Raw genomic sequence first — 13191 nt, 5'->3', positions numbered from 1 at the left:
ACGACGGGCCGGGTGTGGCGGGTCGCTCTGCAGGGTGAGATTACTCCTTTCCGCCATCAAGACGGCAATACGGTACGCTTTAGCCTGTTTCAATGCCAGTATCCAAGCATGCAAGACGACTTATTTGGAGATACCGCTACGCAGCCGGAGGCCGCTGCCGCCTCTCAGGGGGATGCGGTGTCTTTCATCAACCTGAACCCTAACAAGGTGCAGCCCGCGCCCAGCGTTGAGGGCTGGCGCGATCTTGCGCGGCAGTTGCCAGCGCAATTGCGTTTTGGTGTCTCTACCTGGTCCTATCCGGGCTGGGATGGATTGGTGTGGGATGGGGATTACGCTTCGGCTACGCTGTCCAAAAACGGCCTTGAGGCCTACCATCAGCACCCGTTGTTGCGGACAGTGTGCGTGGACCGTACTTTCTGGCGCCCGTTGACGACAAGCCAATACGCCGCTTACGCAGGGCAAGTCGACGAGGATTTCCGTTTTGTCGTCAAGTGTCCCGCCAGCATCACCGATGCCCAGGTACGCAGCGAGGACGGCAAGGCACGCAAGGCCAACCCGAATTTTCTCGATCCGCGCCTGGCCGTGGAGCACTTTGTACAGCCGACGCTCGCCGGTTTGCGCGCCAAACTGGGCGTCCTGGTCTTTCAACTCAGTCCTTTGCCCTGGAACTGGCTCGGCCATCCCGCATCGCTGCTGGAGCGGCTGGACGGTATGCTGGCGGCCGTCCAGCAGGCCTTGCCTGCGGATGGCGCCGTAATCGTGGCCGTGGAAGTCCGAGATCCCGAGTTGCTGAGCCAAGGGCTGGTAGACACACTCAAGGCGCATAGGGCCACGTTCTGCCTGGGCTTGCATGGCAAGATGCCGCCGATCGAGGAGCAACTGCCCATGCTGCGTGCGCTATGGCCGGGCCCGCTGGTCTGCCGTTGGACCCTGAATCGGATCTTTGGCGCGTACGGTTATGCCGACGCGCAAAAGAAGCACGATCCATTTAATGCCATCCTCAGCGAAGACCCTCATACACGTGCCGTGCTGGCACGCACCATCCGTGGTATCACGGGCGCAGGCCAGCCTGCCTATGTGACGGTCAGCAATGATGCCGAAGGTTGTGCGCCGCTTTCCATCCAGATGCTTGCGCAGGCGATCGGAGCATAGTGCATGCCGACACGGTATCGCGGCGGCCGAGGATTAAATAGCGCGGGCCATGACGATAGGACAGCATTGCCTGATAGGAGTGCCAACGTCTTATCTGTTATTTCGACATCGGATAACTGTTAGCCGAATTCTGTATTAGCCACCCTGGCAACTAGTCTCTAGAGTGATGTTCCATGGTCATGACAGGAATGTCACCGCGACATTGCACAGGAGCAACAATGCAGCCGGTTTCTCAATCCTCCTCGTCGTTCGACAGCGACGACGGTGTCCACCCTGCTGGGCAGAACAGGATGCGCTACAAGATAAAGCGCCCGAATGGCGTCGAGTTGGAAGTCTATGCGTATGGCGATCGCGGTGGCGATCTGATCGTGATGCTGCCGTCGCTCGGCCGCGGCGCAGAGGACTTGGCCGACATTGCCACCCCGTTGAGTCAGGCAGGCTATCGGGTGTTGTGCCCCGAGCCGCGTGGTAACGGTGGCAGCACTGGTCCCTTGGAAGGAAAGACGTTGCATGACTGGGCCGAGGATATCGCGGCCGTCATCGAACATGACGGCGGAGGGCCAGCGTTCGTCATCGGGCATGCTCATGGAAACTGGATTGCCAGGACGGTCGCGTCTGACCGGCCCGACTTGGTACGTGCATTGCTGCTGTTGGCGGGCTCCGCTGGTAAAGTGCCCGTAGGTTACCAAGGCGTTCCTATCAGCGATGAGACCCGGGCTCAGATCGAGGTCTGCGGAAATATGCTGTTGCCTGAAGCAACGCGCCTGGAAAGCCTGCAAAAGGTCTTTTTCGCGCCGGGCAATGATGCGAGAGCCTGGCTCAATGGGTGGAACACGACGCTGATGACTATGCAGACACTCGCGCAAAAGAGAACGCCGGTGGATGATTTCTTTGCGGGTGGGACAGCGCCGATATTGAATCTGCAGGCCGAGTACGACGTCATTGCTCCTGCGCGCTTCGCAAACGTGCTCAAGGATTATCTGGGCGAGCGCGTGACGAACAAGACCATTCAGAACGCTGCGCATGCACTGCTGCCCGAGCAACCGCAGGCCGTCATACAGGAAATGCTTGCGTACCTGGCTGCACAGTCACGCCTTGCCAATCATACCCGCGACGAATGACTCAATCATCCATCTCCTTGTTGGACAATGCCACGCGGGAACTCGCCAGCTTTTCGGCTGCCCTGTCGTTCAATCAGATTCCCGACAATGTCGTCGGCAGAATCAAGACCAGCATATTGGACAGCATCGGTTGTTGCCTGTTCGGGATGACCTTGCCCTGGACACAGAAAGTTCAAGCCATGGTGGAGGAACAGGGCAGCATTCCTGTCGCCTCGTTGTACGGCTGCGGACGGAAAGCCTCTGTCGCGGATGCCGTGCTGGTCAACGCCACCGCGGGCCATGCATTCGAATTGGACGATATTCATAAGGAATCGATCCTTCATCCTGGTTCCATTGCTGTCCCTGTGGCGGTCGCCTTGTCGGAAAAGACGGGCAAGCGCCACGGCCGGGACCTGATAACTGCGATTGTGGCCGGATATGAAATCGGGACCCGTATTGGCAACGCGGCGACCATGGATCTATTTTTCCGAGGCTTTCATCCGCAGGGGACGTCCGGCGTTTTCGTTGCTGCCGCAACGGCGGGCCGCATGTTGGGGCTCGATGCGCATCGTATGCAACACACCTTGGGTATCGCAGGGTCTCAAGCGGGCGGACTGATGGCGGCTCAAGAAGGGGCAATGGTCAAGCGATTCCATTCTGGACGTGCGGCTCAGAGCGGGGTCTATGCGGCGCTGCTGGCTGACAAGGACTTTACCGGCATCACTGATGTGCTGGAGGCTTCTTATGGAGGCTACTTGAGCTCCTACTCGGGCAAGCCCAATCCTGGGCGATTGACCGATGGACTGGGCGTTGTTTGGGAAACGGAAAAAGTCGGCTATAAGCCACATGCCAGCGTTACAAGCATCCATGCCGCGCTCGATGCGCTGGCACAACTGATGCAGACTCACGATCTACGGCCGGATACGATAGCAAGCATTGATGTCGGCGTCAGCCACATGACTCATGTTCATTGCGCCTGGGAATACAAAGCGCAGGGAGTCACTGCCGCGCAGATGAACCTGTTTTATAGCTTGGCAGTGATGGCTTGCGATGGCATGGCGTTCGTAGAGCAGTATCGCCAGGAGCGTTTGGCCGATCCCCGCCTCCTGGCGCTCATTGCCCGCATGACGGCTCGTGTCGATCCCCGCATCGACGCGATGGGACCGGCATTCCGGCACGCGGCGGTGGTGACTATTACGTCGATCTCTGGGGAAGTGTTTACCACCGAAATACTGCATCGGCGCGGCAGTCCGGAAAGCCCGCTCAGCCCATCCGAGATCGAATACAAGTTCCGCAATATTGTGAGGCCTTGCCTACGGACGGAAGACATCGATACTGTGATTGAGCTGACACGCAACCTGGATCAATTGGAGGACATCCAGCCGTTGCTCGATATTTTGAGCGCAACCCGCGCCTAGTCAAGCGGGGCAGCGGGTTGGCTGGTTGAGGAGCGTGCGGGATCGTTACTCGGGATCGGCGAATGGCTCGTACATCACCTGACGGATGACTTTCTTGACCAGTTCCGTCGATACCTCGTCTCTCCAGATTGCGTACAGATGCAGATGGCCGGCGCTGTTGTCGACGTCCTTGAAGACGATGCCGGGAAAGGGTAGTCGCGAATACGGCTTGGGAACAATGGAGATGCCCAGCCCGGAACGGATCAGTTGAAAAACCGTGAATGGCGTTCTTGCCTGGTGTACCAGCGTGGGACGAAAGCCTTTTGCGAGGCAGCACGCCAATTGCGCATCATACAAAGACGGCGAGTGATCCCGTGAGAAACCAATGATGCGGTGTTTTTCCAGCTCCGCTGCGGTGATTTTCTCTGCGTGCTCGAGCTCATGACCTTCAGGAATGGCCAGGATAAACGGTTGAGAATAAATTGGCAGCTTGTTGAATGTCGAAATGGCCGGGATGGAGTGAACGATGCCGATGTCCAGCCGTTCCTGCATCAACGAGTCGACTTGGTCGCGCGACGACATGTCGTAGATGCTTAATTCGATGCCGGGAAAGTCTTTTGATATCCGGTCCAACACAATGGGCAATACCTGCAGTAGCGCCGATGTGACGAAACCGATTCTTATATTGCCGCCGTCGACAGCGGCCGCTCTGATCGTGGCGCCGACCGCGCTACGCAGGTTCGCGAGAATGTTGCGGCTCTCGTTCAGGAATATCTTGCCGGCCTCTGTCAATCGGACTTCGCGCCGGCTGCGCTCGAGCAATTGGACGCCCAGATCGTCTTCCAGTGCCTTGATCTGCTGCGATAGCGGTGGCTGCGACATATGAAGCCGGACCGCCGCCTTGCTGAAGCTTAGTTCTTCCGCGACAGCCACAAAGTAGCGCAGATGCCTGATTTCCGGACTATGCATGGCAGCCCCCCGTTTTGATAGCGCCTCCATGCACTCCCGGCATGGTATGCGGATCATAGCGTTGTTCGTTATATCCGCGGCAAATAACTCGGGTATCGAAACGGTATTGGACGGGCTCGAGGATGGCGCCTAGATTGTCAATACACACAAAAGCGGTGTCGATGAACGACTTACCGCACCGATCATTCACACGGAGACAATAATGACGAACCTGCATACCTCGCGACGGATATGGGCAATGATCGCCGTGGCGGTGACTTCCTTGATGGCGGCTCAAGCGCACGGCGACACTGACAAATATCCTTCCAGACCCATTACCGTCGTCGTGCCTTACACGCCGGGCGGGTCTGTTGATACCGTGGCTCGCCTGGTCACCGCTCAATTGCAGAAGCAGTTGGGACAACCGATCGTGATAGAAAACAAGCCCGGCGCGTCCGGCATGATCGGCTCGGAATATGTCGCTCGTGCCAAGCCCGATGGCTACACGCTGCTGCTGCACGCCTCTAGTCAGGTATATCTGCCCTTGGTGGATGCGCGAGTCAAATACGATGCGCTGAAGGACTTTACCCCGATCGCCCGGCTCGGCACGGTGCCGCTATTGGTAGTCACAGGGGCGCAGTCGCCCTTTAACACGCTAAAGGAACTGCAAACCCAGGCTCACGCAAAAAAGGATTCCTTGACGTGGGCGACGTCGGGTTATGGGACATCGAGCCATCTCGTGGAGGAGATGCTGAATCGTGATCTGAAACTCGGCATGCAGATTGTGCCGTATCGCGGTGCTGCACCGCAGCTGACCGATGTGACGGCTGGGCATGTTTCGGCTGCGGCTTCACCCATGCCCGGCGCTTATCCTTATGTCGCATCCGGAAAGCTCAAGGCCCTCGCGGTGACAAGCTCGTCGCGAGTCTCCAGACTGCCCAACGTGCCTACCGTGGCGGAAAGCGGGGTAGAAGGCTTCGATTTTTCCTCGTGGTATGGCGTATGGGGGCCGGCGGGCCTGCCGGCCAACATCGCGAGCCAACTCGCCACCGAAATCAACAAAGCGATCCATGCGCCCGAAGTGACCAAGGTCTTTGACACCATGATGTTCGAGGTCGCCGAGACTTCACCCCAGGACTTGGCAAAAGTACAGCAAGACGAGCACGACAAGATCAGCCTGCTCGCCAAAGAAGCCGATATTGCGGTCAAGTGAAATAAAGGGACCCTCACATGATAACGAGTAGCTTGGCCACGTGGTTGGCGGATTTATCCCCCGACCAGATCCCCGACGCAGTCACTCGAGAAATGCGTCATCTGGCGCTGGACACCTTTAGTGTGGCGCTCAGTGGCAGACGCACTCCGTGGTATCAGGCGATTCGCAACTGGGCCGTCCAGGACAACCGCTTGCAGCGGGGCGCGACCCTCTGGGGGGAAGGCGATACGCGGCTAAGGCCATCCGATACCGCCTTGGTCAATGGTGCAGCAGCTCATGCGTTGGAGCTCGACGACTTCCACAATGCCAAGGTGCATCCAGGCGCTGTCATTGTTCCGTCCGTGTTCGCGGTGGCAGAGCATTATCGCGTTGACCCTGCGCAACTGGATATGGCTCTGGCTGTGGGCTATGAGGTGATGATAAGGACGTCGCTGGCATTATCGCCGGCCGAAACGCGTCTGCGCGGTTGGCATCTGACGCCGGTATGCGGGCCGCTGGGGGCGGCTGCGGCCGTATCGGTCATGTTGCAGTTGAAACCATGCGAGATCCAGTCCGCTTTGGGATTGGCAGCTACCCAATCTAGTGGACTATTTGCCTTTACGTTGGACGGCTCCGACTCGAAGCGGCTGCACGCGGGCATGGCCGCCAGAGCCGGTGTGGTATCGGCAGAGCTCGCGCGCAATGGTTTGACCGGCCCGGCGTATGCCATCGAGGCGGAAGACGGAGGCATGATGAAGGCGTTTTCCGATCATTCGGATGCCACTCGCTTGCTGCATGAGTTAGGTAAAACCTGGCACGCCGCCAAGACCAATTTCAAACCCTATAGTTGTTGCGGCAGTGCTCATGCTCACGTTGATGCAGCCCTCGAGCTACGGCCTGTATGGTCGCATGGTGGGGTGGTGCGGGTGGGTGTGCCGACGCTGGTGGACATCCAATGCGGTTACCGATACGAGCCAGGGTCCGAGCTGCAGGCTCAGATGAGCGTACGTTATGCCGTCGCTGCTGCACTGTTGCGAGGTTCGGTGTTGCCACAGGATTTCGGCGAAGCGCAACGCCGTGATCCAGCCATCGTTCAGCTGGCCAATGCGATCGAGATGGTCAGGGACGATGATCTGGATCGGCGTTATCCAAAGGAGTTCTGTGGTTGGGTGGAGGTCATTGATCGTTCTGGCACGCCACATCGGATCATGCAATCCAATCCGTCTGGATCCTCAGAGAACACAGCACGACACGAAAAACTCCGGGAAAAATCCCTGGTGCTCTTGAACCAGGATTGCGACCCGGAGATCTCCGAGGCAATTTGCGATCAATTCCTGAGGTCCGGCCCGTTGGATATTCGAGGGATTCTAGGATCGCTGCGCATTGAGTAACCTCAACGCCGTCCGAGTCAGGAATCCGCCTCCACGCATCATCCAATGCCCGAGGCTATCCTCGGCGACGGAAAACCATGCCGCCGTGATGAAGGGTGTTCTCATCGATGAATACGCCATCTGCGGTGAATCCGGTGTCGTCCCAATAATCGATGTGGTTGCCCTTCACCTCATAACGGCCCTGATAGGCGCTCTCCCGACTACCGCGCGCCTCGTCGTATCGACCGTTGGCTAGAAGCTCATGGCGGATGTGTCCGTCGTCAGTCACCCACATTCCTACGTAAGGGTGCTCATTCATGTGCGTTTCTCCTTGTTGTTCAATAGAAATCCGTTTTATGACATCGTCATAGGGCGCGAGGTCGAGGAAGGCGATGACTTCGATTGCGCGTTGATTTTCCATTCGGAAAATCCACACATAGCTGTTGTGGTAGGGCTCCCCGTCGGCGGCGGTTGCCGTGCCATCCCAATGAACGACGACATCGTCACCCTCGGCCCATACGTCTTTCACTGTGGGCCGCACGGGTGTAGACAGGCGCGCTGCGAAGGGCGCGACTGCCTGCTCCATGAACGCATCTCGGCCCCGGTATGTTCCGGCAGCAGGGCTCGTTCCCTTGATTGTCCAGACGACGTCAGGTGACAACACGTCTTGGAAGAACGTCCCGGTGCCAGCGGCCCATTGCTCAAAGGCCTGTACGATGAACTGCCGATTACGCTCGGTCGTGGAATCGCCGGGTTGGGCATTCGCGCAGCCAGCGATCAGCGTGGCGAACGTCAGCGCCGTTACTGTGATGAGATATCTGAAAATCAGCATTCGCTGTGCTCCTATGGGTATGAGAGTGCTCTGGAATAGGGAGACGTTGTGGTTGCCAGTGCATCGGCACTGACGGACACCGAGACAGGAGGCCACGCCGATTTGTTCGGATGCGTCATTGACCGAAAATCGTGTATCTGGCCAGGCAGCAGTTTGCGTTGAGTGAGGTCAATGGGTGTAGCAGGATCGTCCTGAGTTCTTGTACGATCGTCCGAGCACACGGCTCTGCGGCCGTTGATATGCCAACATTCTCATAGAGTGACACATGGGTTCTCTGACAAAGCTTGTCGATATTCTGAATCGCCATGCCCCGGGTAATGGCGCCTATGACACGCCGATTCCAGGTGTGAAATTGCTTCGTTCAAACAGCCCTACCATGCCGATGCCGGTGGTGTATGAGCCGACACTTTGTCTTATTGCACAGGGCCGAAAGCGGGTAATGCTGGGGACGACTACGTACGTGTACGACCCGGCCAGATACCTGGTTGCTTCCGTCGATCTACCTGTTACGGGGACAGTCATTGAGGCCAGCGAGGCGGCTCCCTATCTGTGCCTCGTGGTCGATCTCGATTTGGCCGAGCTGAGCGACCTTTGTTTGCGTTACCCGGTGCAAGATCAGAACGACGATGTACCGTCGGCCGGCATCGCGCTCAACGACACCACACCAGAGGTGTTGGACGCCGCGGTACGCCTGGCAGCGCTGCTCGACACGCCGAGGGATATCGACGCCCTGGCTCCGCTAATGATCCGCGAGATTCTCTATCGTCTTCTGATGGATCCGGGAAATGGCATCCTGCGCCAGATGGCTGCAGCGGACAGCCGCCTGAATCAGATCGCCAAGGCCATTGCCTGGCTGCGCGGGCATTACAGCAAAAACTGCCGGATTGAAGAAATCGCCGACGTCGCCGGAATGAGTCGCTCGGCCTTCTATGCGCACTTCAAGGCGGTCACATCAATGAGTCCGCTGGATTTTCGGAGCCAATTGCGATTGCAGGAAGCGCGCCGGCTGATGGTTGCGGAGTCGATGGATGCCGCAGGCGCCGGGTTTCGGGTGGGCTACGAAAGCCCGTCTCAGTTCAGCCGCGACTATGCCCGTATGTTCGGTGATCCTCCGGCCAAGGACGCCTCTCGATTACGCAGAATGGCGCAGGCGTCTGCCGCACGTCCATAACAATGCGTCAGCCTGATGGCCTGACGCGCAGATCATCTACGCCGGCTGCTTTCCCTGACAATCAATTCGCTCTCGAATTCATCCCGCACCAGATCCGCCGGGTTTTCCCCTTCAGTATTCAAGAGCTTCAATATCGCTCGCGCCGCGTGTTGACCGATCTGGTATCTCGGAGGCCGCACGGTCGTCAATGCAGGTGTCAAACGTGAAGATATTGCCGCATCCCCGAATCCCGCGATCAGGCAATCCCGAGGCAGTCCTGCACTACACGCCGCCGCATGCAGAATAGCCCCGGCAGCCATATTGTCGTTGGAAAAAATCACTGCCTCGGGCCGCGAGCGTTTCGGCGCTTTTGCGAATGACTCGATCCATTTTTCCCCGACATCAAAGTCATCAGAATGCGCCGCGATCTGGATATCTGGTTTCAGCCCTGCTTTTCGCATCTGCGATGCGTACCCGTCAGCCCGTTGTCTGGCACGAAAATCTTCTTCAGCCATGGGCAGAACAAACTGAATGCGCTTGCATCCTTGATCTAGAAAATGCCCAGCGAGTATTGCGCCGACTTCAGCGTGCGGAAATCCCACTTGATGAAAAGGTCGCTCCGGAACAAATCCCCAGGCCTCGACGATTGGAATGTTCAACCCTCTCAGCATGGTTTCCGATGCGGGCGTGTGATCATCCCGTGTCAGTATCAGCGCACTCGGATGCCAACCCACAAAGGTGCGGATGGCTTGTTCTTCCTGTTCTTTTGAATATTGGGCGTTGGCCAGCAAGAGCTGCAGACCGGACGATTGCAGTTCATCGGTCATCCCCTTTACGAGGTCGGCAAACGTCGTGCTGGCAATGTTCTGCATGACTGCGCAGACCACGCGGCCTCTGCCTGAGGCGAGCCCGCCGGCGACTTGGCTGGGGACATAGCCAATGCTGTCGACGATCTCTTTCAGGCGCTCGCGTAATCCGGCAGACACTTTATCGGGCGAGTTGAAGTAGCGGGAGACGGTAATCGAGGACACGCCAGCCATGTGGGCAACGTCATGGATGGTGTAGGTCCCGGTCTTGCGACGGGCCGCGCGAGGAGTCTCTTTGGTGTCAGGCTTATTGTGTTGAGTCATGGTTTCTACTGATGGCGCCAGATCGAATGTTGATCCTACACTGCCTTCGATGTTACCGGTAACAGTTACCGGTAACATCCGAGCTAACCCTGAGATGCAATTCGCTAGAAATTGCACGAAAACGAAGAGGGGCCTGTGCCCCGGGAGACAAAAGATGGCCGTACATGGAGCTGGATCAAGACGTCGATTTGCCCTTGCCGCAGCGCTGCTGGCCTGCTTGCCGCTATGCCCCGTGCCCGCCCAAGCGAATGAGGCGCAGGGTTACCCGAAAAAGCCGGTATCCCTGGTGGTGCCGTATCCGGCCGGCGGCGTTGCCGACCAGTTTGCGCGCAGTATGGCTAGCGAGCTGGGCAAGCGGCTGGGGCAAAGCGTCATTGTGGAGAATCGCCCTGGTGCGAATGGCAACATCGGCTCAGCCTTGGTCGCCAAGCAAGCAGCGGACGGATATACCTTGCTGCTCGGCTCGACCAGTACGCTCGCGGTCAATCCGCACCTGTACAAAAACATGGGTTATGACCCGGTCAAGGACCTGCAACCGATCACGCTGACGCACCAAATGCCCAACGTGCTGATCGTCAATAGCGGCACGCCATATCGCAGCGTTGCGGACGTGATTGCAGCGGCAAAGAGGGCGCCTGGCCAGATTGCATTCGGGTCGGCAGGGAATGGCAATTCCATGCATTTGGCAGGGGTGTTGTTTCAAAAGCAAGCGGGCATTGAGTTGATGCATGTTCCGTATCAGGGAGCGCCTCCGGCGTTGACCGATGTCATGGGCGGCGCCATTCCGATGATGTTTATCAACTTGCCCGCCATCGTCGGCTATCAAAAGTCGGACAAGATTCGCATTCTGGCTGTGACGGATACCAAGCGCGCCAACAGTGCGCCCGGCGTGCCTACCTTCAGCGAGGAAGGTGTCGATGGGGTGGTGTCCCGCGTGTGGAATGGGTTGCTGGTGCGTCAGGGCACGCCCGATGCCATCGTAAAAAAATTGAACACCGAGATCGTGGCCATCCTCACCGATCCCACATTTCGCAAACCGCTAGAGGCGCAGGGCTACGAAGTCCTTTCGTCTTCTCCGCAAGAATTCTCGGATCTATTGAACAAGGATCTGAAAGCAATGGGCAAGCTCATCGAGGCTGCCAATATCAAGCTGGATTGAAACATGGTTGAAAGAAAGAAAATCGGCGAACTGCGCAGCCAACGCTGGTTCGCCGGAGAAAGCATTCGCGGTTTTGCCCATCGGCAGCGCATGCAGCAGCAAGGGCTGAATCGCGAAGAGTTCATGGGACGGCCCATCATCGGCATCCTGAACACGTGGAGCGATCTGTCTCCTTGTCACGCGCACCTGCGAGATCGCGCACAAGCTATCAAACGAGGCGTGTTGCAGGCAGGGGGGTATCCGTTAGAGCTGCCGGCGATGAGTCTCGGCGAGGTCATGGTGAAACCGACGACCATGCTCTATCGAAACTTTCTGGCCATGGAGGCCGAGGAGCTTATCCGCAGTTTGCCTCTGGACGGCGTGGTGCTACTGGGCGGCTGCGACAAAACCACGCCCGGCCTGGTGATGGGGGCTATATCGATGGGGATTCCTGCCATCTTTTGCCCTGCAGGTCCTATGTTGAACGACCGATACAAGGGACAAGCAGTCGGAGCCGGCACGCATACCAAGAAATACTGGGAACAGTACACCATTGGCGCCATCGACCAGGATGAATGGATATCACTGGAGGCGCGGATGACGCGTGCCCCCGGTACGTGCAACACGATGGGTACAGCCAGCACGATGACCGCCATCGTAGAGGCCATGGGACTGGCCTTGCCGGGCTCGACGAGTGTGCCTGCCATGGACGCGGGGCATACTCGAATGGCCTGGTCCTGCGGAACTCGGATTGTCGACATGGTGTGGGATGACCTCACGCCGTCGAAGATCCTGAGCCGTGCGTCGTTTCTGAATGGGGTGGCGACGTGGATGGCGTTGGGTGGGTCCACCAATGCGGCTGTTCATCTACCCGCCATGGCGAATCGCGCCGGCATTGAGCTGGGGCTGGATGATTTCGACAGCATGGCGCGCAAGGTACCCGTCATCGCCAATCTGTTCCCCTCGGGTAACCGCCTGATGGAAGACTTTTACTACGCAGGTGGATTGCCCGCGTTGCTGAACCGTATCAGCGATGTATTGGCACTGGACACATTGACGTGTACGGGCAAGACATTAGGCGCCAATATCGAGGGGCATGTCAGCACAGACGACGATGTGATCCGGCCGTTGAGCAATCCGGTTGTGAGTGCGGCGGATGGCTGTCCTGAGGCCAGTATGGCGCTCGCCGTGTTGCATGGAAATCTATGCCCGCAGGGGGCTGTCATCAAACCGTCTGCCGCATCTGCACGCTTGCTGAAACATACCGGACCGGCGTTGGTCTTTGATTCCAACGCAGATATGTTGGCTGCCATCAACGATCCCGCATTGGATGTGGATGAGAATACAGTTCTCGTGTTGCGTAATGGCGGTCCGGTCGGTGGCCCTGGCATGCCGGAATGGGGCAATCTGCCGATTCCCAAAAAGTTGCTCGAAAAAGGCGTCACCGACATTTTGCGTCTCTCGGATTCGCGAATGAGCGGCACACATTATGGGACTTGTGTTTTGCACATCAGCCCCGAGTCCGCTGTGGGCGGGCCCTTGGCTCTGATTCGTACGGGCGATCTGATTCAGCTCGATATCGCGAAACGGCAACTCGACGTTCTGATTTCCGACGCCGAACTGGCTGAGCGGAGAAAACAATGGGTGCCACCCGCCACGACCTATGAGCGCGGCTACACCCGTATTTACCAGGCAGAAGTGACACAGGCCCATCAAGGCTGCGATTTCAAGGCCCTCGAAGGGACCGCGCCTACGCCCGAACCCTCTATTTACTAAAAACGC

11 protein-coding genes are annotated in these 13191 nt (G+C 57.9%); 8 read left to right on the top strand and 3 right to left on the bottom strand.

Annotation, left to right across the window (positions count from 1 at the left end):
• The first annotated feature begins 108 nt into the window (after window positions 1-108).
• From ACNA0I_RS00720 to ACNA0I_RS00710, 3 genes are all read left to right on the top strand, one after another.
• Window positions 109-1152, top strand: coding sequence for a DUF72 domain-containing protein (locus ACNA0I_RS00720; protein WP_415804148.1), 1044 nt, complete (start codon window positions 109-111; stop codon window positions 1150-1152).
• A 218-nt stretch (window positions 1153-1370) separates the two neighbouring features.
• The gene (locus ACNA0I_RS00715) at window positions 1371-2273 is read left to right on the top strand and encodes an alpha/beta fold hydrolase (RefSeq protein WP_415804147.1); all 903 of its coding nucleotides are present in this window, start codon (window positions 1371-1373) and stop codon (window positions 2271-2273) included.
• Window positions 2270-3670 carry an MmgE/PrpD family protein gene (locus ACNA0I_RS00710; protein ID WP_415804146.1) on the top strand — a complete coding sequence of 467 codons (1401 nt, stop codon included), beginning with the start codon at window positions 2270-2272 and terminating at the stop codon, window positions 3668-3670. Before ACNA0I_RS00715 ends, ACNA0I_RS00710 begins: the two co-directional genes overlap by 4 nt.
• 45 nt (window positions 3671-3715) lie before the next feature.
• On the opposite strand, the gene ACNA0I_RS00705 is transcribed toward ACNA0I_RS00710, so the two are convergent.
• Window positions 3716-4618, bottom strand: a complete 903-nt coding sequence (locus ACNA0I_RS00705) for a LysR substrate-binding domain-containing protein (RefSeq protein ID WP_415804145.1) — start codon at window positions 4616-4618, stop codon at window positions 3716-3718.
• Window positions 4619-4820: 202 nt separating this feature from the next.
• Between ACNA0I_RS00705 and ACNA0I_RS00700 the strand changes: the two genes are divergently transcribed.
• Window positions 4821-5810 carry a Bug family tripartite tricarboxylate transporter substrate binding protein gene (locus ACNA0I_RS00700; protein ID WP_415804144.1) on the top strand — a complete coding sequence of 330 codons (990 nt, stop codon included), beginning with the start codon at window positions 4821-4823 and terminating at the stop codon, window positions 5808-5810.
• Between the two features lie 17 nt (window positions 5811-5827).
• A complete protein-coding gene (locus ACNA0I_RS00695) occupies window positions 5828-7180 on the top strand; it encodes an MmgE/PrpD family protein (protein WP_415804143.1) in 1353 nt (450 codons plus the stop codon).
• A 55-nt stretch (window positions 7181-7235) separates the two neighbouring features.
• Here the strand turns inward: ACNA0I_RS00695 and ACNA0I_RS00690 are convergent, their stop codons facing one another.
• A complete protein-coding gene (locus tag ACNA0I_RS00690; protein WP_415804142.1) occupies window positions 7236-7991 on the bottom strand; it encodes an Atu4866 domain-containing protein in 756 nt (251 codons plus the stop codon).
• A gap of 346 nt (window positions 7992-8337) precedes the next feature.
• Between ACNA0I_RS00690 and ACNA0I_RS00685 the strand changes: the two genes are divergently transcribed.
• Window positions 8338-9162, top strand: a complete 825-nt coding sequence (locus ACNA0I_RS00685) for an AraC family transcriptional regulator (RefSeq protein ID WP_415804141.1) — start codon at window positions 8338-8340, stop codon at window positions 9160-9162.
• Between the two features lie 32 nt (window positions 9163-9194).
• Here ACNA0I_RS00685 and ACNA0I_RS00680 read toward each other — a convergent pair whose 3' ends face one another.
• Entirely contained in the window at window positions 9195-10388 is a 1194-nt protein-coding gene (locus ACNA0I_RS00680) for a LacI family DNA-binding transcriptional regulator (RefSeq protein WP_415804140.1), read from the bottom strand.
• Between the two features lie 37 nt (window positions 10389-10425).
• On the opposite strand from ACNA0I_RS00680, the gene ACNA0I_RS00675 reads away from it, so the two are divergent.
• Window positions 10426-11430 (top strand): Bug family tripartite tricarboxylate transporter substrate binding protein, encoded by a 1005-nt coding sequence (locus ACNA0I_RS00675; protein WP_415804139.1) that lies wholly within the window; start codon window positions 10426-10428, stop codon window positions 11428-11430.
• Between the two features lie 3 nt (window positions 11431-11433).
• Window positions 11434-13185 (top strand): L-arabinonate dehydratase, encoded by a 1752-nt coding sequence (araD, locus tag ACNA0I_RS00670; RefSeq protein WP_415804138.1) that lies wholly within the window; start codon window positions 11434-11436, stop codon window positions 13183-13185.
• The last annotated feature ends 6 nt before the right edge of the window (window positions 13186-13191 follow it).

Source organism: Bordetella muralis, from assembly GCF_965139205.1.
Lineage (GTDB): Bacteria > Pseudomonadota > Gammaproteobacteria > Burkholderiales > Burkholderiaceae_B > Bordetella_A > Bordetella_A muralis.
The sequence above is the reverse complement of the archived record's forward strand: the minus strand, read 5'-3'. Positions and strand labels throughout refer to the sequence as shown.

Coding starts and splice junctions, on each gene's coding strand:
- ACNA0I_RS00720 (WP_415804148.1), top strand. CDS start 109: ATGCAAGACGACTTATTTGGAGATACCGCTACGCAGCCGGAGGCCGCT.
- ACNA0I_RS00715 (WP_415804147.1), top strand. CDS start 1,371: ATGCAGCCGGTTTCTCAATCCTCCTCGTCGTTCGACAGCGACGACGGT.
- ACNA0I_RS00710 (WP_415804146.1), top strand. CDS start 2,270: ATGACTCAATCATCCATCTCCTTGTTGGACAATGCCACGCGGGAACTC.
- ACNA0I_RS00705 (WP_415804145.1), bottom strand. CDS start 4,618: ATGCATAGTCCGGAAATCAGGCATCTGCGCTACTTTGTGGCTGTCGCG.
- ACNA0I_RS00700 (WP_415804144.1), top strand. CDS start 4,821: ATGACGAACCTGCATACCTCGCGACGGATATGGGCAATGATCGCCGTG.
- ACNA0I_RS00695 (WP_415804143.1), top strand. CDS start 5,828: ATGATAACGAGTAGCTTGGCCACGTGGTTGGCGGATTTATCCCCCGAC.
- ACNA0I_RS00690 (WP_415804142.1), bottom strand. CDS start 7,991: ATGCTGATTTTCAGATATCTCATCACAGTAACGGCGCTGACGTTCGCC.
- ACNA0I_RS00675 (WP_415804139.1), top strand. CDS start 10,426: ATGGCCGTACATGGAGCTGGATCAAGACGTCGATTTGCCCTTGCCGCA.
- araD (WP_415804138.1), top strand. CDS start 11,434: ATGGTTGAAAGAAAGAAAATCGGCGAACTGCGCAGCCAACGCTGGTTC.